Raw genomic sequence first — 20,222 nt, 5'->3', positions numbered from 1 at the left:
ATGAAATGGATGAATTATAGGTTTGTACTCTTTCTTATAGCATTCATTGCTGGTATAGCATTGAGTTTGCCTTCATTTTTACATCTCAAAGAGGGCCCTAAAATTACTTTAGGTCTTGATCTCCAGGGTGGTTTGCATATGCTTCTTGGTGTTGATACAAAAAAAGCAGTGGAATCAAAAATCAAATCTGTTGCCTCTGCGATTAAGTATTATGCAGAAGATAATGACATATTAATTGATGAGCTACGTGTAACACCAGAAGGGGTTACATTTAAGCTCCTAGATAATGATGATGCTCCAAAAATAGAAAAGTTTTTGCAACAGCAAAAGGGGCTTGAGGTAAAAAAGGAGGGATTGACATATACAGTTACCTTTACACCTCAAGAGATTGAATCAATCAAAGAGTATGCGATTAAGCAAGCAGTAGATACGATCCGTAATCGTTTAGATCAGTTTGGCTTAGCAGAGCCAACTGTTGCAAAACAGGGTAAAGATAAGATCTTGGTAGAGTTGCCGGGTATAAAGACTGCAGAGCAAGAGCAGCGCGTTCGTAAACTTATAGCAAAAGCAGCCCATCTACAACTTATGGGTGTAGATGAGGAAAGACAAGCACGAGTCAATCAAATGACACCAGAAGAGGCTGCAGAGTATGGTGATGTGATACTCAAAGATAGACATGGGCGCAAATATCTTATCAAAGAGATTCCAATACTTGATGGAAGCATGATTACGGATGCCCGTGTAGCGTTTGATCAAAATAATCAGCCAGTTATCAACTTTACACTCAACTCACAAGGTGCAAAGATTTTTGGTGATTTTACAGCAAAAAATGTGGGCAAGAGACTTGCTGTTGTGCTTGATAATGTGATCTACTCCGCCCCTGTCATTCGTGAGCGTATAGGTGGTGGTAATGGACAAATAAGCGGTGGATTTACTGTAGAAGAGGCTCACGATGTAGCAATTGCTCTAAGAAGTGGGGCACTTTTAGCACCAGTCTATATGGAAGAGAAAAGAAGTGTGGGGCCTAGCCTTGGGGCTGATAGCATTAAAGCAAGTATGATTGCTCTTCTTAGTGGTTTTGTGTTAGTTGTGCTCTTTATGATTGTGTACTATGGAATAGCAGGAATTATTGCCGATATTGCTTTGATAGCTAACCTCTTTTTAATTATTGGCATCATGGCGCTTTTTGGTGCAACACTTACCCTTCCAGGGATGGCAGGAATTGTGCTTACAGTTGGTATGGCGGTGGATGCTAATGTCATTATCAATGAGCGTATCCGCGAGCTCTTGCGCCAAGGAGTTTCGATTCGCAAAGCTATTGAGCAAGGGTATAAAAACGCAATGAGTGCGATTTTGGATGCCAATATTACAACGCTTATCGCGGCGATAGTGCTCTATGCGTATGGCACAGGCCCAATTAAAGGTTTTGCAATTACCATGAGTATCGGTATTTTGGCTTCTATGCTCACAGCAATCGTTGGTACGCACGGTATCTATGAAGCGCTTATGGAAAAGATTGAGCGCAGTAAAAATCTCAATCTCTGGTTCGGTATAAAGGTCTAATATGGAGTTTTTTAAAACAGATAAAATTTACGATTTTATGGGCAAAGCCAAAATTTTTATGGTTATATCTGCTATTTTAGTGGTTGGTTCATGGGCACTTTTATTTATCAAGGGACTCAATTTTGGTATCGACTTTGCTGGTGGGACTATTGTGCAGGTGCGCTATGAAAAACCAGTTGATATTGCTACGATTCGCCAAACTCTCAAAAAGAGCGATATTTTTAAAGATGCAGCTGTTACATATTTTGGTAGCGATAATGAAATTATTATCCGTATCAAATCTTCGACTAAAAATCTCAAAAAAGATATTGGTGATGAGGCAAGAAATGCCCTCAAAGGCACTGGAAACTTTGAGATACGCCGTGTGGATATGGTGGGGCCAAAAGTTGGTGGAGAGCTCAGAGAAAAAGGGCTCATGGCAACAGTGATTGCAATTTTGGCTATTTTAATCTATGTCTCCATTCGCTTTGAGTGGCGTTTTGCACTGGCGAGTGTCTTAGCTCTTGTGCATGATGTGAGTATTGCTATGGGAGCAATAAGCCTTTTTAATGTTCCTGTTAATCTCGATATCCTCGCAGCAATCTTAACACTCCTTGGATACTCCCTCAATGATACTATTATTGTATTTGATAGGATTCGTGAAGGAATTGTTGAGAATACAAAACTCAATGAGCTCAATCTAGTTATTAATGATGCTATTACGAAAACCCTTTCTCGTACACTGCTCACTTCACTGACAACATTTTTTGTTGTACTTACACTTTATCTCTTTGGAGGAGAGATTATTCGTGGATTTAGTTTCACGCTCCTTGTAGGTATCATTGTGGGAACATACAGTTCAATTTTTATTGCTTCTCCACTTTTAAGTCTTTTAGGATTTGATCTTGCAGGATATCGCAAGAGATTAGCTGAGAAGAAAAAACGTCAGCAAGAAAAAGAACGTATGCGCGCAATGTATGAGCAAGGGATGGTGTAATGGAAGGATACGATCCAAAGAAAATTGAGAAAAAATGGCAAATATTTTGGAAAGAACATAATGCGTATGAGCCGCAAGAGAGTTATACAAAGCCAAAAATGTATGTGCTCTCAATGTTTCCTTATCCTAGTGGAAGAATACATATGGGGCATGTGCGCAACTATACTATAGGAGATGCGCTTGCTCGCTACTATAGGAAGATAGGGCGCAATGTTTTGCATCCAATTGGGTGGGATGCGTTTGGAATGCCAGCAGAAAATGCAGCTATCAAGCATGGAGTGCATCCAAAGAAGTGGACCTATGAAAATATTGACTATATGCGCAAAGAGCTCGATAACTTGGGGCTTAGTTTCTCACGAGATAGAGAATTTGCTACATGCGATCCGCTCTATACCAAGTGGGAGCAAGGCTTTATTATCGATATGTGGAATAAGGGGCTGCTCTATAGAAAAAAGGCAGCAGTAAACTGGTGTCCTCATGATAAGACAGTTTTAGCTAATGAGCAGGTAATTGAAGGTAGATGCTGGCGGTGTGATACAGAAGTAGTACAAAAAGAGATTGAGCAGTACTTTTTAAAAATTACTGCCTATGCAGAAGAGCTGCTCCAAGATCTCGATAAACTTGAGGGTAATTGGCCTGCGCAAGTTATTGCGATGCAGCGCAACTGGATTGGAAAAAGTGAGGGGCTTAAGTTTACACTCCGTTTTGATGAGCAAAGTGCCAAAAAGGCTGAGAGTGAAGGGTTTGAAGTTTTTACTACCCGTCCAGATACAATCTATGGTGTAACTTATGCTGCCCTAGCTCCTGAGCATCCTGTTGTAAAAAGACTTATTCAAAAAGGGTTATTAGATAGCAAGAGCATAGCAAAAATCGAAGCGATGCAAAACCAGTCTGCTAGGATGCGCCAGCAAGCAGAAAAAGAGGGGCTCTTTTTAGGGCTCTATGCTTTGCATCCATTGAGAGGCCAAAAGATTCCAGTTTGGGTTGCCAATTTTGTGCTCACTGAGTATGGAAGTGGTGCAGTAATGGCAGTACCTGCCCATGATGAGAGAGATTTTGCATTTGCAAAAAAATATAATCTTCCTATAAAATATGTTATCAAACCAAAAGAAGGGGTGTTGGATACTTCTAAGGCTTATCCTGAGCCAGGAATTCTTTTTGATAGCGGAGAGTTTAGCGGACTTGCAAGTGAAGAAGCAAAGCAGCACATTATTGAGTATTTTGAACAAAAGGGTCTTGGAGTAAAAACTATTAACTATCGTCTCAAAGATTGGCTTGTTTCGCGCCAGCGCTATTGGGGAACACCAATTCCACTTATAAAATGTCCAAAGTGTGGAATTGTACCTGAAAAAAAAGAAAATTTGCCAGTAACCTTGCCAGAGGATGTGGAGATTACTGGAGAGGGAAATCCACTTGAGCTTCATCCTACCTGGAAGAAAACAACCTGTCCACAGTGTGGCAGCGAAGCCAAGAGAGAGACCGATACACTTGATACCTTTGTAGAGTCAAGCTGGTACTTTTTGCGCTATACCACACCGCGTAAATTTTGGGAAGAAGTTCCATTTCGCAAAGAAGATACAGACTACTGGATGCCAGTAGATCAATATATCGGCGGAATAGAGCATGCGATTCTTCATCTTTTGTATTCAAGATTTTTTACAAAAGTTTTACGTGATTTAGGATATGTGGATATTGATGAGCCTTTTAAGAAGCTTTTAACACAAGGTATGGTGCTCAAAGATGGCGCTAAAATGAGTAAATCCAAAGGCAATACAGTCGATCCTGATGATATAGTGGAGCGTTTTGGGGCTGATACTGCAAGACTTTTTATTCTCTTTGCTGCGCCTCCTGCAAAAGAGCTTGAGTGGAGTGATAGTGGTGTTGAGGGAGCATACCGCTTTATTAGGCGTTTTTATGAAAGAAGTGCTAATGCGCAGGCTGGATTGCAGCAGTTGCCCAAGATTGAGCATGAAAAACTTTCCAAAGAGGAAAAATATGCACGCAAAAAGGTGTATGAAGCGGTTGTGAAATCCAAAGAGGTGTATGAAAAGAGTTTTGCTTTCAATACACTCATTGCAGCGTGTATGGAGGCTCTTAATGCTTTGAGTGAGCAGGATAATCCTCTCATTTGGAGTGAGGGCTACTGGGTACTTACCAATCTTTTAGAGCCAATCATTCCACATACAAGCTGGGAGATAGCTGAAAGGCTCTTTAAAAGAGTAAATTTTGCTCCATTGCAAGTAGATGAGAACGCACTTGAAGAGGGTAGTATTACGCTCGCTGTCACAATTAATGGTAAAAGAAGAACAGAGATTGAAGTGGGTAAAGATGCTTCAAAAGAGGAGATTTTAGAAAAAGCAAAAGAGGCTGCTGCAAAATGGATAGAGGGTAAAGAGATTGTAAAAGAGATTGTTGTGCCAGGACGTCTTGTGAATATCGTTGTCAAGGGCTAATATGCGTAGACTCGCCTTTCTTGTAATCATGCTTTTGATGGTGGGTTGTGGGTATAAACCCGCAAAGACCTATATCAAAAGTGTCATTGGAGAGCGAGTCTATGTACAGACTGCACTTTTCTTGCGCGATCCAGAAAATAGTGTGCTCATCAAAGATGCTATCAATAAAGCGATGCAAGAGCGCTTTGGACGTAATCTTGTATCGTATAAAGATGCAGATACGAAGATCTTTGCAAAAGTAAAGAGTCTGCATTTTACACCATTAGAGTATGATCGCTATGGGTATGTAGTTTACTATCGCACAAAAGTTCTCATGGAGTTTGAAGTTTTGAAAAGTGGCAAAAAAGAGCACATTATAACCCAAGGGCTGTATGATTTTCCTATAGAGCCAAATTCTGTTATTACAGATTCTTTGCGCTTTTTGGCAATTAAAGAGGCAGCCAATAAAGCGATAGATGCATTTATTGCTAAATTATCATTTTTAGGAGTAGATTGAACTTACAGCAGTTTTTATCCACGAAACCCCTCTATTACAAAAAATTCGATCCCACTCGCATGCAGCGAGCTTATAATGTAATAAAAGATAAACTCACAACTCCCCCCATTATCCATATAATAGGAACGAATGGGAAAGGAACTACAGGGAGATTTCTTGCTGGTATACTCAAACTTGCTGGCAAACGGGCGGGGCACTATACTTCTCCTCATATAGTAGCTTTTAAAGAGCGTATTTGGATTGATGGAAATTATATAACTGAACAAAAATTAGAGGAGATGCATCAGCGTTTACAACAGCTCCTGCCTCAAGAGGTTTTGCAAGAGCTTAGCTACTTTGAGTATACAACTTTTTTAGCTGTGCTTGCTTTTGAAGGGCTCGATTTTGCAATCTTAGAGGCAGGACTTGGTGGAGAGTATGATGCGACTGCTGTATTTCCAAATATTTTGACACTCGTTACTCCTATAGATTATGATCATCAAGATTTTTTAGGCCAAAGCATAGAAAAGATAGCTACCACAAAACTCAAAGCTGTAAAAAAGATGGCTTTAATAGGAGCGCAATCTCATCAAGAGGTCTTTGCAGTAGCAAGAAAGCTTGGCATCAAGTATGAAAAGATTGCAGTCGAAAAAACTCATCAAGAAATTTGCTTGCAAGAGGGATTAGCGCCCTTTTACGCTGCTAATCTTGCTTTAGCAGCAGCTGGGGCAAAGAAGCTTGGCATTGAGCCAGATTTACGCAAAGCTGTGCAGTTTCGTTTGCCAGGGCGTACGCAAAGAATTGGTAATATTATCTTGGATGTTGGGCACAATCCCCTCGCTGCAAGAGCGCTCGCATCTACTATTGACAAAGAAACAATTTTAATCTATAACACCTATGCAGACAAAGAGTATAAGAAAATTTTAAAAATTTTTGCTCCAAAAATCAAAGAGGTGCAAATTTTACCGGTAAAGAATGAGCGCATTGTAGCGCCCCAAAAGCTACAAGATGCATTAGAAGAGCTTGGTTTGCGCTACAGATTTTTTGAGCGCGTTTTACCAGAGGAGAGCTATCTTGTGTTTGGATCATTTAGTGTAGTGGAGGAGTTTGTTAAACGATGTGGGCTCGCTATTACGAATGTTTAAAATCTCACCAGCCAGATATTATCATCACGCACAATGAAGAAGAGGCAAAGCGTGTAAGTGATGTTGCAAAAGTGTTAGGAATAACACACTACCTCTTGCCAGATTTAAGAGCACAAGAGGGTGATGATCTGCGCGTTTTCAAAGAGGAGCTTGATGATCTTTATAGAGTGCTTAATGACTACTATCACGCTCCAAAACTGCTCATTGCCCCTCAAGCTACGATTGCGAAAAAACTGCCTACTAAGAAATATTTTGCAAGAGAAACGTTAGAGTTTGGCGAGCGTATAGATATTGAAAAATTTAAAGAGAAACTCTATCAATGGGGATATACGTTTGTTGATATTATAGAAGCAAAAGGGGAAGCAAGTTTTCGTGGGGATATTATAGATATTTTTCCTCCAAATCTTGATAATCCCGTGCGTATTAGTCTTTTTGATGAGGATATTGAATCGATTCGCTTCTTTGATCCACAAACACAAAGAAGTCAAAAAGAGGAGTTAGAGGCAGTTACGATTTATAATGCAAATCTTGTGCGTGATAGTGAATTAGAGAGTGCAATAGCAAGAAGCAGTTTTGATGTTTTTGAAAAGGATATCTACTCTGTTGGTTTTTGGGTAGCACAAAGAGAAGATATCACGCAAGGAAAAAATGTAATTCATACCAAAGAGATCCCAGAGCCCAAAAGTTACAAAGATATCGAAGTTATAAATATTGATAACCTCATAGCTCACAAAAATAAGCCTGTTAGAGTCTGCGTTAAATCTGCTGAAATTGCTCGCAGAAGCTCTATCAAAGATCTTACAAAAGTAACATTTATCTATACTGATGCGATTATAAATATTGAAGGTCCAGATGAGATTATTGTCTCACTCAATAAGCGCAAAAAGCGCAGAGTAAAAAGGGCTGGTGTCGTACTTGATGAGTTGAAGCCTGGCGAGTATGTAGTGCATGAGCAGCATGGTATTGGAATCTTTAAAGGCTTAAGACAAATAGCGATTTTAGGTGCAAAGAGAGATTTTGTAGAGATCGCGTATGCAGGGGAGGATAAGCTTTTAGTTCCAGTAGAAAATCTTGATGTGCTCTCTCGCTACATTGCAGATAGTGGGAGTGTAGCAGTTGTAGATAAGTTAGGGAGTAAATCTTTTAGCCGTCTCAAAGCCAAGGTAAAAGAGAGACTCTTTGAAATAGCTGCCGATATTGTTAAACTCTCTGCAAAGCGGGTTTTGAGTGAAGGTAAGAAGATCCTTATCCCCCAAGATATTGCGCTTTTTCAAAAAGATGCTGGATTTATTTATACTGAAGATCAGCAAAAGGCGATTGATGCGATTTTGCAAAAATTAGCAAGTGGCAAGATTATGGATATGCTGCTCAGTGGCGATGTAGGATTTGGAAAGACTGAAGTTGCTATGAATGCAATTTATGCTGTTGTCAAAAACGGCTATCAGGCTGCCATGGTTGTTCCCACTACATTGCTCTCAAATCAGCATTACAACTCTTTGCATGAGCGCTTAAGCAAGTATGGAATAAGCGTTACTAAAATAGATCGTTTTGTAAGTGCTAAAGAAAAAAAGGAGCGTCTCCAAGCACTTAAAGAGGGAAAAATCGATGTGGTAGTGGGGACCCATGCTCTTTTTGGTGCAGAGTTTAAAAATCTTGCTCTTGTTGTCATTGATGAAGAGCATAAATTTGGTGTGAAGCAAAAAGAGAAGCTCAAAGAGTTTAGTAAAGATGTTCATATTCTTAGCATGAGTGCCACGCCAATTCCAAGAAGTCTCAATATGGCTTTAAGCCAAATTAAAGATCTCAGTGAAATACGCACTCCTCCAGATAACAGAAAACCTGTACGCACCTATGTAAAAGCCTATGATGAAAAGCTCATCAAAGAGGTGATTTTGCGTGAGCTGCGCCGTGGGGGACAGGCCTTTTATATATTTAACTCCATAGTAGGAATTGAAGAGAAAAGATCGCAGCTTGAAAGCCTCTTGCCAGGCAAAAAGATACTTGTATTGCACTCTAAGATTGCTAGCAGTGTTACAGAAAAGGAGCTTGTTAAATTTGCAAATGGGGAGTATGATATTTTACTCTCAACCTCAATTGTAGAGAGTGGTATTCATATGCCAAATGTCAATACCATTATTGTAGAGGGTGCAGATCGCTTTGGCATTGCAGATCTCCATCAACTGCGTGGACGTGTGGGAAGAGGTGGCAAAGAGGGGTACTGCTACTATATTGTAGAGGATAAAGAAGCGCTTACTGAAGAGGCAAAAAAGCGCCTCATAGCATTAGAGTCTAACTCCTATTTGGGAAGTGGAGCTGCACTTGCTTATTACGATCTTGAAATTCGTGGTGGGGGTAATATCATTGGAGCACAACAAAGCGGCCATATAAAAAATATCGGCTATACGCTCTATCTTAAAATGCTTGAAGATACTATTACCAAGCTAACAAAAGGAGAGATGGAAGAGGAGAGTGAAGTGGAGCTTAAACTCTCGGTCAATGCTTACATCTCTACAGATTTGGTGCCAGAAGATAGGCTCAAGCTCGAGCTCTATCGCAGGCTCTCTCAAGCTAATTCTATAGAGGATGTGAGCGAAATAGAAGAGGAGATTAAAGATAGATTTGGGCAAATTGATGCGGTGACAAGAAACTTTTTAGATCTCATAGAGATAAAAATTCGTGCAAAAGAGCGAGGGATTAAGCGCATAAGCAACTACAATCAAAATATCACAATTGAGTATGTAGACAAAAAAGAGTTAATCAAAGCCCCAAGTAAAGATGATGATGATATTCTCAAAACTACATTGCGATATCTCAAATCATAAAAAGGAATAGAGTGAAACTTGGATTTATTGGCGATATAGTTGGACGACCCGGGCGAAAAATGGTAAAGCGCTACTTATTAGAGATAAAAAAAGAGCTTGCACTCGATTTTGTTGTAGCAAATTATGAAAATGCAAGCCACGGTTTTGGACTGACTCCTAAAAATGCCAATGAGCTCTTTAATGCAGGGATCGATCTCATGACTGGAGGTAACCACACTTGGGATAAGAAAGATATCTTACCAATGCTTGAATCTATGCCACTTTTGCGACCTATTAATTATCCTGAAGGTGTGCCAGGCAGGGGGTATCAAATAATTGAAGATCTCAATCTTGCGATTGTCAATATTATGGGATATTTTACAATGCCTATGGTAGAAAATCCATTTATTGCTGCAAACAAAATAGTCGATATACTCAAAAGTGAGGGAATAGAAAATATCTTTATCGATTTTCACGCGGAAGCTACAAGTGAGAAGAGAGCCATGTTTTTGATGCTAAAGGATCGCATCAGTGCACTTGCTGGAACGCATACGCATGTGGGGAGTGATGATTTGCAAATAGATGGGAGAGCTGGATATGTGACAGATATTGGGCTTACAGGTTGTAGGGATAATGTGATTGGTATGAGGGCAGATGTACCAATAAAGCGATTTTTAACAGGTCTTCCAGGCCATTTTGATGTGCCTGATAAATGTAAAGCAATTTTGCAGATGGTGGTTTTTGAGTTTGAAAATGGAAGATGTAAGGATGCTTTGAAAATTAAAGCTTATGATGATGAAGGATGGCAGATAGTACAAAAGGCAAGGATAGAATGATAGCTTATGAGCTTATAAAAAGACTTAAAGAGCTAGGATATATCAAAGACGAAAGAGATCCCTACTGGTGGCCAAAGAGTGGCACTTTTGAAGTAGTGATTGGTGCAGTATTGACGCAAAATACCAAATGGGAAAATGTTGAGAAGGCTTTGGAAAATCTCAGGAATGCTGTAGGAGAGATAGCACCAGAAAAGATTGTAGCAATTGATCAAAAAAGGTTAGCCGAGCTCATTAAACCAGCTGGATTTTACAACACAAAAGCTTTTCGTATACAAAAACTAGTAACCAATATGCTTGAGGAGTATGGAAGTTTTGAAGCTTTTGCAAAGAGGCCTTCTCGCAGTTGGCTGCTACGTCAAAAAGGAATAGGCTTTGAGACAGCAGATAGTATCCTCAACTATGCTTGCTATAGAGATTTTTTAGTAGTTGATGCATATACTGCAAAAATAATGCGATTTTTGGGGTATGAGTTTGATACATATAGTGAACTGCAAGAGTTTTTAAGTGATTCTATCATTGAAAATTTAGACAGGATTTATGAGATTTACAATAAAGAGCTACCACTATCGCAAATTTATGCAAGATTTCATGGAAAGATTGTGGAGTTTTGTAAAGAGCATTGCAAAGGAAAAGAGCAAGATAATAGAATCAAAAATTTATTGAAAATATAATAAGTTGATTAATTTTAAGAAAGATTTAATAAATAAAGGAGCATAATTGAAATAAAATAGGGGATTAATTAAAGGAATTACTATGAAAAAACTTCTTTTGTTTATCTTCTCAGCAATATTTTCACTAGCATGTTCGGTTGATCCAAACTATCTTGACTGTTTGACAAAGCATATTACAAAATCAGATGGTTTTGTTATTAATGGTCTTTTTTATAAGTATGATTTTGAAAAAAATAATAAAAATGGAATGTGGGAGAGGGATGATTGGATTTTTCTTTCTCTTGAAAATTACAAAGCCTACCGTCTTTTAGGAACACCACCTAATTCGGATAATCCGTTTGGATGGAAAGAGCTGACAATAATACCAGAGGATCTCGATATTGAAAATCCAGAAGGAATGTTTGTCTATCTTGGTTTTCAGGGTGATAGTAAGACGGCTTATTCATGGATATATGTTCCAATTGCTGATCTCTCAGTTTATAAGCTAACGGGAGCGACACGAGATGGTAGTTTTGTCTATCTTGATCTTGATTGTAATGGATATCCAGAACCATTATTGAATATTATTGTTACAAAGATTCAACTTCCTGATGAGGTACTACTTCCAGGGGTTGATCAACAAACTGAACAATATCGTATCTATTTTACTTACACAGGTGATACTCCTTTGCAGTGTGACATGGGGGCGATTTCTCCAGGAAGTGGTTCTGGTAATTCACAAATTCCTGTAAAATTTCCTTTTCCTCCTATAGACATTAATAAAACAATTCATAATTTGCCAGGAGAAACTGTTCCTACTGTAGGTGATATTGGTGAAGCGACTTTGAAAAAAAGAGATGATGCTATTACACTACAACCATCAAATATCCAACAACAAAATTCTGGACAAATTATAGTTCCTCCTGGTGTCATAAGTGTAACAGATGTTGGGAAACCACTCTTTATAGGTGAAAAATTTCAAGGAATTATTGCTTCTATTGATGCGCAAACAGGTGTTGTAAGACTTAAAAATGCGAAATCTATAGAAGAGGTTTATAAAAATTTTTTTATAAAAGCACGCAATACAATGATAGTAAATCTTCGCTCCATGACTCCAATTGCTTCAATTGGTAAATATGATAGTATCAATAAAGAGCCACTTCATGCTTATCTCATAACTAAGCCATCGACAACAAGGGGAGTAGGTGCAAAAGATGTTGTTTTACATATCGATATCCCAAAAGGGTATAAAATACCAATACAAACAAAAGATCTCAGCTGCTCTTTTTGGGATGCATCATGTCACTATACTGCAAATTTTAATACTAATCGGAGGGGCGACCTTGGATTTGATTATAAAATAACTGAAGATAACCCTATGATTGAGATTAGTTCGCAAGGAAGTTATATTGAAATTGGAGTAGGGGCATATTTAGATATTTTTTATGATTACAATACCTTTGGAAGTTCAGTTTTTCGTTTTACCACATCAAATAGTGCTTTGGCAAAAGTGCATCTTAAATTTACACTCAAAGGAAATTTAGAAAGTCTATCCTCAAGTGGACTGAAAAAAGAGGTAGAGTTAGATTTACTTCGATCTTTTAAAGTTTTCATTCCTACACAAGCTTCATCGGTTGGTTTGAATCTTTTTATAGTCATCCAACCAAAACTCACTCTTGGCATAGAAGGTAAAGTAGGTGGAGAGGTGGTGTATGAGACTACCTTTGGTCGAGAGGGAGAGGTACGAGCTCATTATGATAATAAAACTAATAAAAAAGATTTTTATGCAAATATCAAAGATGTCCGCTCAAATATGCAAAAAGAGGGATTTCAAAAGGTATCTATTGAAGCTCAAGCAACCGCTTATCTTTTCCCAAATATTACTGTAACTCCTGTTGTAGAGTTTCTTAAAATTGATGAGCCAGTATCCCTTTTTCAAATTCAAAATGGTATCAGATACGATAATACCCTATTAGGAAAAATAACTGACAACTTTATAGCCCAAGAAGGTGATAAGATAAAAACAAATGCTGAGCTCAAAGGGGAGATCTATGGAGCTATACGGGGTAAATGGCATATTTATGTAGGAGAGCATAAATTTTATGAGAGTGATGATTATACAGATATTGCCTCTACTCCCAAATTGATGATATTTGATTGGAAAGTCTCGCTTCTTGGAACACCGGTACCAATTATCAAAGAGGATAGCAGTGGCAATAAGAAGCTCTTTTTTAGTCTCAATGATAAAAATATGTTAGGATATGCTCATTTTTACTATGATTTAGCAGATTCCATAGATGCACTGCATGAGATTACCGCTACAAACTTCAATACATTTCAAGAGTGGAGCACAGGAGATGAACCACTTACAATTGAGGGGGTGAAATATTGTAATGTACGTGCATTCGTAGCTACAAAAGATCTGCCTAATGTGACATTCTGGCAGTGGGGTGGCTCTTTGTCACCGCAAAAGAGTTTCGTGGTAGTGGGCAAAATAGAGCCTCCTACATTCGATCCAAACGGTGAAGCTTTTAAAAACAGTGTAAATGTTACAATTTCACAAACGAATGGACTTGATATCTACTACTCCTTTGATGGCAACAGTTTTCAAAAATATAGTGCTCCAATCTTGGTAGATAAAAACAGCACTATTACAGCATATGCGCAGATAGAAGCAGATGGTAAGATATATAAATCTGCTAAAGTTACAGCTACATTTATCAAATGTGGTGAAAATGAAGAGGTAATTAATGGACAGTGTGTAATGGGTTCTAGTAGTTCTTCATCAAGTAGTTCAAGTAGCAGCTCTTCATCTAGTAGTTCTAGCAGTAATAGTTCATCAAGTAGCAGTTCAAGTGTCGGACATGCTTGGTCTAATTGGCCAAATCCACAGTGGTGTCCGATGAAAAATAATGGTTTTGAAAAAGTATATTATCTGGATGATAAATGGAATATTGTAAATGATTATAAAAATTTTACTTATTCAATACATTGCATTTATTATAATTCAGGTCAACTTAAACATGAAGAGCCTCATATAGGGTATAGTGGTGTATTACATGGCATCGAAAAATATTACTATCAATCAGGTCAGCTCCAATTAGAAATACCATATTTTAATGGAAAATGTAATGGAGTCCGAAAATCATATTATGAATCAGGCCAAATTCAAGAAGAGATGCCATGTAAAGATAATGCTATTAATGGTATTATGAAACAATATTATGAATCTGGTCAACTTAGCTATGAAGCTACATATGTAGAGGGAAAAAGAGATGGTATTGAAAGATCTTATTATAGAACTGGTCAGCTTGAGGCGGAAAGATATTGGAAAAAAGAAAAGTTAAACAGTTTGAAGCAATATTACGAATCTGGCCAACTTAAACATAAAGCCTCTTTTGTAAATGGAAATCCAAATGGTAACGAAATTTTTTATTACGAATCAGGTCAACAATGTGAAGAAAGATTATGGGAAAATGGTAATCTAAATAGTGAAATATATTATTATGAAACTGGTCAGATCGCATGGAAATTGTTATTTAATAATGGCAAAATAATCAATGAAAAATGTTATAATGAAAATGGTAGTGAAATATCTTGTTCAACCTTTAATAATGGAGGAATATATCTTCCTGGTTGTCCTGGTGTTAATGTGCATTGAAACTAATTATTTAAAAATCATAATATAATTTTGAATAATATAACTAACGTATACGAAAGTCATAATGTTTAAAGGTGATAAGAGATTTAATTTATAATTTACAACCAACAAAATTATTCACACCTTCGGTTTCACAACCACCCGTTTGGCTTTAAAAAGCTCTTTTGCTTTTTGTACAAGGGGGTCGTTGAGAATATCTTGCGCTTCGATCTCTTTTGCTGCAAGACCGGCCTCTTTTTGGATACAGCTGCTTCCAAACTCTGCCTCTTCTACCATGGATGAGCAGCTACTCTCATCCTCCTTTGGAGGTTCTACTTTTTGGATCTTTGTCTCAACACCAAAGATCTCTTGGACAAAGTGGCGAATAGTGGGATAGGAGAGTTTGAGTTTTTCTTTGCATGCTCCTTGTGGATTGCTTTGCCATTTGAGCACACCATTTTCAAAACTTACAAATTTTACACTCTTTTCAAAGCACTCTCCTAGCTCATAGTTGCGATCATAGAGTTTATCGATAAGTTTTTGGAAAGGATCTTTGCTATTTTTTGCTATTGGTTCTATGAGCGTTTTTTGTACTGTTTGGGATCGCTGAGACTCTTGTGTAGCAGTTGGTATTGAATCGCTTTGCTCTATTTCATGGATTACTTCTTCGATTGTTTTAATTTTAGTTGCTTCAAGGAGTTTAAGCATTGTAAGAGTCAAAACAAACTCATCATCACTGCTATAAAAAAGGAGGTTCTTGCTCTCGCTCAAAATCTTAAAAAATCTCTCATAGAGCATCAAAGAAAATTTAGGACTTTTCTTAAAAAGCTCCTCTTTGAGATAGATGATCATTTCATCAAGAACCATTTCGCTCTGATAATCACGAATAGAGGCGATTTTTTCTAATACTTTTTCCCTCTCTTGATTCAAAATGAGTGAATAGATCTCTTCTATCTCTTTTGGATCCACAAGCCCCAACATACTTGTGACATTTTGGACTGTAATTTTGCCTTTTGCATAGATGATAGCTTGATCCAAAAGAGTGAGCGTATCACGTAAACTTCCGCTTCCACTTCTAGCAATTATCTGCAAAGCTTCTGGCTCAAACGCTACATTTTCGATGTTAAGAATATATTCAAGATGGTGGAGAATATCTTTTTGGGCGATTTTTTTAAAGCGAAAATGCTGTGTACGGCTAAGAATTGTAGCGGGAAGTTTTAAAGGATCAGTAGTAGCGAGTATAAATTTTACATACTCTGGTGGCTCTTCAAGCGTTTTTAAAAGAGCATTGAAAGCCTCTTTTGTGAGCATATGGACTTCATCTATGATGAAAATTTTAAATCTGCCTTGCGCTGGTTTATATTTAGTATGCTCGATTAAGTCTCTAATATCATCGATCTTTCTATTGCTCGCAGCATCCATTTCGATTATGTCAATATGGCGATTTTCGTTAGCTGCAGTGCAGTTTTCACACTTTTCACAAGGTGTACTCGTAGGTCCTTCATCACATAGGAGGCATTTGCTAAAGATTCGAGCAGTACTTGTTTTTCCGCTACCACGAAGACCACTAAAGAGGTAGGCATGGCTGAGTTGATTGGTATCGAGTGCACGTTGGAGTGTCTGAGAAATCGCCTCTTGTCCTATTAAATCTTCAAACCGTTTAGGACGGTATTTCAGAGCCAATGTCAATGCTGATCCTTTGTAAAGATTGTATAATTATACTTCATCATCTTTAAAGGTTCGCTATGAAAGCGGGATTACTTTTTGTTATCATCGTGCTCTTGCTCTTTCTCTTTTATAGAGATAATTCAAGAAAAGTTGCACTGCACAATGGAGTACTTAAAATCTACGATAAAACATGCTCTTTACAAATACCTGTGCAACCATTGAAACATGAAAGCGATCTCATAGATGAACTGATGATTGAAAGGGACTATTTAAAGCTGCCAAATAATCAAGAAATAGTTTTAGAAAGCATTGATCTTACAAATGTGCAGCATACAATAGGTATTCCCTATAATGAATTAGTGACATATATTTTTGACATGCATGTTAAAGAGTTTTGGCAAAAGAGTGGAGTTGCTATATATGAGGGAAAATTTTATGTAGCAGTTTTTTACAAAACAAAACATGAATTAGTACTTCTCTATCCTCTCGATAAAACTTTAGCTATGGCTATAAAAGAGTGCAAAAAGCCAGAGTGGAATGCGGTGAAACTTCCCACACCTCCAAAACCAAAATGGGATATGCGCCTTATCATTACCGAAGGGCTTATAAATAAAAATATATAAAATATTTACGCTTTTAAGCATTTTAGTCCTCTTTTTTGGTTGTGCGCAAAAAGCTTCTTTACAAAAGCATTCCAATGAATATATTGGCTATAACTACCTTAATTCGTTCCGTAATGCTCTTGGAATGATTCTTTTACAAAGAAATATTGCATTAGAAAAAGCTGCTTCTTCACATGCAGCATATTTGGAATATCACCAAACTCATGGGCATATGGAATCACAAGATAGTATTGGCTTTAGTGGAGAGAATGCAGGTAGAAGGGCAGTACATTTTGGCCATGCAACTTATGATGTGAAAGAAAATATTGCTTACAGCAAAGATCTTAACAGATCAATTGTAATACTTTTTGCTACCATCTATCATAGATTAGGCTTTATGGACTGGAGTATTGATGAGGTAGGTATAGGGTTTGTTAAAGGGGGTGTTGCTGTTTTTGATATGGGAAGTAGCGCATTGCGGAAAATTTGCGAGAAAACATTTGCCAAAAGCGGCAGAGTATTTACAAATGTATGCAAAAGGCCTCTTATTACTGCGCAGTATCAAAAGGCTATACAAACAAATCAAAAGCAAAACCCACCAATTATCTCTTGGCCAGTAAAAGATATTCCAGTTGTGCCTTTTGCATATCCTGAATCGCCCAATCTATTGCACTATAAAATTGTAGGATATCCTATTACAGTTCGTTTTAATCCCTACTATTTTAGCAAGCCACCAAAAATAGTTGCATTTTCATTGCAAGATATGAATGGTACTCTTGTGCAAATCCTTCAACAAATAGATAGCTCAAAAGATCCAACGCATATTTTTTCAGATTTTGATTTTGCCTTTGTTCCAAAAGTTTTGGAGTGGGATAAAAGATATAGAGCAGTTTTAATCTATCGCTATAGAGGAAAAGAGTATCTTCTTCGTTGGTATTTTTCAACTAAAAAGCTTCCAAAAAATTTTTTACAAGCTAACCAAAAACTCTTATTTGTTCACCCCAATGTGTGGTACAATCTCTACTGGAGAGCGCAAAGTCCACAAGATAAAATAATTACGTATCGGTACTATTGCTCTAAAAGCGTGGAAGTAGAGGGGTATATTAAAGATATAAATACTATTGCGCTTTGTGTGCGAGGAGAAATTGGCCAAAGAGTAAAAATAGTGCTTTCTAACGGAGAGTCTATTTTTTTATACTTGCGAGAGTGAAAGCCATCGAGCAGCAACGCGTTTGAGTTTTTCAGGATTTTCAGAGGCAAAGAGTTTAAGTGAAGGCGTTTTGCCAGATTTTTTGATATGAAACGTATTTTCTAAATGCTCAACAATTGCCTCTCCTGAATGGATGAGGAGAGCCTTATCGTAAAAGTAGCTGCTTATTTGCCGTGTAATGAGGGGAAAGTGAGTACAACCTAAAATAATAGCTTTTGGGTGGAGATCTTGGAAGTAGTGATGCATTGTAGCTTTGAGTATCTCGCCTTCAAAAATCTCCTCTTCTACTATAGGAACAAAAAGGGGTGTAGCTTTGGCGGTGAGATTTGTGTAGCCTCTTTGTAGTAAAAGATGTTGATATTTTTGGCTCTCTATTGTTGCTTTAGTCCCAATAATGAGGATATTACTCTTTTTATTTTGCAGTTTTTTTTCAAGGGCTAAAACTCCTGGCTCTATGACGCCTACAACAGGAAAGGGAGCCACTTCTCGAAGCTCCTCAATTGCGTGGGCACTCACAGAGTTACAAGCAGTGATCAAAATATCAGGTTCGAAATTTTTGAAAAACTCTAGTGCTTCTAATGAATAGCGAATAATGGTATTTTTATCTTTTGGCCCGTAAGGTACGCGTGCAGTATCTCCAAAATAGATAATCTCATCAAAGAGTTTGTGTGCTAGGAGACTCTTAACAACAGTAAGCCCCCCTATCCCACTATCGAAAACAGCTGCGCGCAAATATTATGCACCTTCGTTCATTATTGAGAGAAACTCTTCATTATTTTTTGTTTTGAGCATTTTGGAGTACAGGAATTTGAGTGCTTCCACTTCATCCATAGACTGCATCGCATTGCGTAGTGCCCAGATTTTTGGAAGTGTATTTGGATCGACCAAAAGCTCCTCTTTGCGGGTACCAGATTTGAGTACATCAATTGCAGGATAGATACGTCTATCAGCTATGCGTCTATCGAGGACAATTTCACAGTTACCTGTACCTTTGAACTCTTCAAAAATTACCTCATCCATGCGTGAGCCTGTATCGATAAGTGCAGTTGAGATGATTGTGAGACTCCCTCCCTCTTCAATATTACGCGCTGCACCAAAAAATCTCTTAGGTTTATGCAAAGCATTTGCATCAACACCACCGCTGAGCACCTTTCCGCTAGATGGTGTGACGGTATTGTATGCTCTTGCAAGACGCGTAATGGAGTCGAGTAAAATAACTACATCTTTTCCCATCTCTACGCGTCTTTTTGCTTTTTCTATGACAAGTTCTGCTACGCGTACATGGTTTTTTGCTGGCATATCAAAAGTAGAGCTATACACTTCGCCCCGCACGCTTCTCTCCATATCTGTGACCTCTTCAGGACGCTCATCCACAAGAAGGACAATGAGCTCAACTTCTGGATGGTTTTTAGCAATCCCATGGGCAAGCTCTTTCATAAGCTCAGTTTTCCCGCTCCTTGGAGGTGCAACGATAAGTGCACGCTGCCCTTTTCCTACTGGAGTGAAGAGATCGAGCACGCGCCCTGTAAGTCTTGTTGGATCGTATTCGAGTTTAAGACGCTCTGTTGGATAGAGTGGGGTGAGGTTATCAAAGAGGGGGCGTTTTTTTGACTCTTCAGGTGGAAGATAGTTAATAGCCTCAATTTTTAAAAGCGCATAGTAGCGTTCTTGATCTTTTGGAGGTCTTACTTGACCAGTGACAATATCTCCTGTACGCAATGCAAAGCGTCTAATTTGTGTAGCACTTACATAGGCATCATTCGCACTATTGGAAAAGTTTTCATTGATAGCTCGTAAAAAGCCATATCCTTCTTGTGTTACTTCCAATATTCCAGTAAAGAGGATATATCCCCCTTTACTTACTTGGTTTTTAAGGATCTCAAACATGAGGTCTTGGCGTTTGAGCTCTTGAGGGTTTTCGATACCAAGCTCTAGTGCGATATCAAGAAGTTCATCGATAGTTTTTGTACGAAGCTCTTCGATTGTGTAGCCTTCTACGGGAATATGTGTGCGTTTTGAGCCATTGTTTTTATTTTTTTGGGCATTCTCTTCAGCAAGAGTGGTTTCAGATAATGAATTACTCATTGCGTCACTATTTTTTTCGCTCATGATTTCCTTCTTCGGTAGTATTTGCAGAATTTTTGAAGTGTAAACTCTTGTATTTTTGCAATTTTAAACAAAATAGCAGCTTTAGTCAAGTTTG

General features: G+C 38.1%; 14 protein-coding genes. 11 read left to right on the top strand and 3 right to left on the bottom strand.

Going from position 1 to position 20,222, the window contains the following annotated elements; all coding sequences use genetic code 11:
- The 9 genes from secD to JG738_RS08060 all read left to right on the top strand — a co-directional run bounded on the left by secD (window position 1) and on the right by JG738_RS08060 (window position 14,560).
- A complete protein-coding gene (gene secD, locus JG738_RS08100; protein ID WP_201337427.1) occupies window positions 1–1,563 on the top strand; it encodes a protein translocase subunit SecD in 1,563 nt (520 codons plus the stop codon).
- A gap of 1 nt (window position 1,564) precedes the next feature.
- The gene (secF, locus tag JG738_RS08095; protein WP_201337426.1) at window positions 1,565–2,539 is read left to right on the top strand and encodes a protein translocase subunit SecF; all 975 of its coding nucleotides are present in this window, start codon (window positions 1,565–1,567) and stop codon (window positions 2,537–2,539) included.
- Window positions 2,539–4,992, top strand: coding sequence for a leucine--tRNA ligase (gene leuS, locus JG738_RS08090; protein WP_201337425.1), 2,454 nt, complete (start codon window positions 2,539–2,541; stop codon window positions 4,990–4,992). The genes secF and leuS overlap by 1 nt, the downstream gene beginning before the upstream one ends.
- Window position 4,993: 1 nt before the next feature.
- Window positions 4,994–5,488 carry an LPS assembly lipoprotein LptE gene (gene lptE, locus JG738_RS08085; RefSeq protein WP_084274544.1) on the top strand — a complete coding sequence of 165 codons (495 nt, stop codon included), beginning with the start codon at window positions 4,994–4,996 and terminating at the stop codon, window positions 5,486–5,488.
- 59 nt (window positions 5,489–5,547) lie between these two features.
- Window positions 5,548–6,612 (top strand): folylpolyglutamate synthase/dihydrofolate synthase family protein, encoded by a 1,065-nt coding sequence (locus tag JG738_RS08080; RefSeq protein WP_201338748.1) that lies wholly within the window; start codon window positions 5,548–5,550, stop codon window positions 6,610–6,612.
- Complete coding sequence (gene mfd, locus JG738_RS08075) at window positions 6,585–9,434, top strand: transcription-repair coupling factor (protein WP_201337424.1); 2,850 nt, start codon at window positions 6,585–6,587, stop codon at window positions 9,432–9,434. Before JG738_RS08080 ends, mfd begins: the two co-directional genes overlap by 28 nt.
- Before the next feature lie 11 nt (window positions 9,435–9,445).
- Window positions 9,446–10,249, top strand: a complete 804-nt coding sequence (locus JG738_RS08070; protein WP_201337423.1) for a TIGR00282 family metallophosphoesterase — start codon at window positions 9,446–9,448, stop codon at window positions 10,247–10,249.
- Window positions 10,216–10,920, top strand: a complete 705-nt coding sequence (locus JG738_RS08065; RefSeq protein ID WP_236583150.1) for a 3-methyladenine DNA glycosylase — start codon at window positions 10,216–10,218, stop codon at window positions 10,918–10,920. The genes JG738_RS08070 and JG738_RS08065 overlap by 34 nt, the downstream gene beginning before the upstream one ends.
- A gap of 82 nt (window positions 10,921–11,002) precedes the next feature.
- On the top strand, window positions 11,003–14,560 hold the full coding sequence (locus JG738_RS08060) for a chitobiase/beta-hexosaminidase C-terminal domain-containing protein (protein WP_201337422.1): 3,558 nt from the start codon (window positions 11,003–11,005) through the stop codon (window positions 14,558–14,560).
- A gap of 117 nt (window positions 14,561–14,677) precedes the next feature.
- Here JG738_RS08060 and JG738_RS08055 read toward each other — a convergent pair whose 3' ends face one another.
- Complete coding sequence (locus JG738_RS08055) at window positions 14,678–16,228, bottom strand: DNA polymerase III subunit gamma/tau (RefSeq protein ID WP_201337421.1); 1,551 nt, start codon at window positions 16,226–16,228, stop codon at window positions 14,678–14,680.
- 56 nt (window positions 16,229–16,284) lie between these two features.
- On the opposite strand from JG738_RS08055, the gene JG738_RS08050 reads away from it, so the two are divergent.
- Both JG738_RS08050 and JG738_RS08045 read left to right on the top strand, forming a co-directional pair.
- The gene (locus JG738_RS08050; protein WP_201337420.1) at window positions 16,285–16,830 is read left to right on the top strand and encodes a hypothetical protein; all 546 of its coding nucleotides are present in this window, start codon (window positions 16,285–16,287) and stop codon (window positions 16,828–16,830) included.
- Complete coding sequence (locus JG738_RS08045) at window positions 16,817–18,019, top strand: CAP domain-containing protein (protein ID WP_370583684.1); 1,203 nt, start codon at window positions 16,817–16,819, stop codon at window positions 18,017–18,019. The genes JG738_RS08050 and JG738_RS08045 overlap by 14 nt, the downstream gene beginning before the upstream one ends.
- On the opposite strand, the gene murI is transcribed toward JG738_RS08045, so the two are convergent.
- Window positions 18,002–18,751 (bottom strand): glutamate racemase, encoded by a 750-nt coding sequence (gene murI, locus JG738_RS08040; RefSeq protein ID WP_201337418.1) that lies wholly within the window; start codon window positions 18,749–18,751, stop codon window positions 18,002–18,004. The two genes, JG738_RS08045 and murI, sit on opposite strands and share 18 nt — an antisense overlap.
- Window positions 18,752–18,754: 3 nt before the next feature.
- The gene (gene rho, locus JG738_RS08035; RefSeq protein ID WP_231988915.1) at window positions 18,755–20,128 is read right to left on the bottom strand and encodes a transcription termination factor Rho; all 1,374 of its coding nucleotides are present in this window, start codon (window positions 20,126–20,128) and stop codon (window positions 18,755–18,757) included.
- Window positions 20,129–20,222: the final 94 nt, after the last annotated feature.

It is taken from the genome of Nitratiruptor sp. YY08-26 (genome assembly GCF_016593215.1).
Lineage (GTDB): Bacteria > Campylobacterota > Campylobacteria > Campylobacterales > Nitratiruptoraceae > Nitratiruptor > Nitratiruptor tergarcus.
Note: the sequence above shows the minus strand (reverse complement) of the source record. Positions and strands in the feature narration are given on the sequence as shown.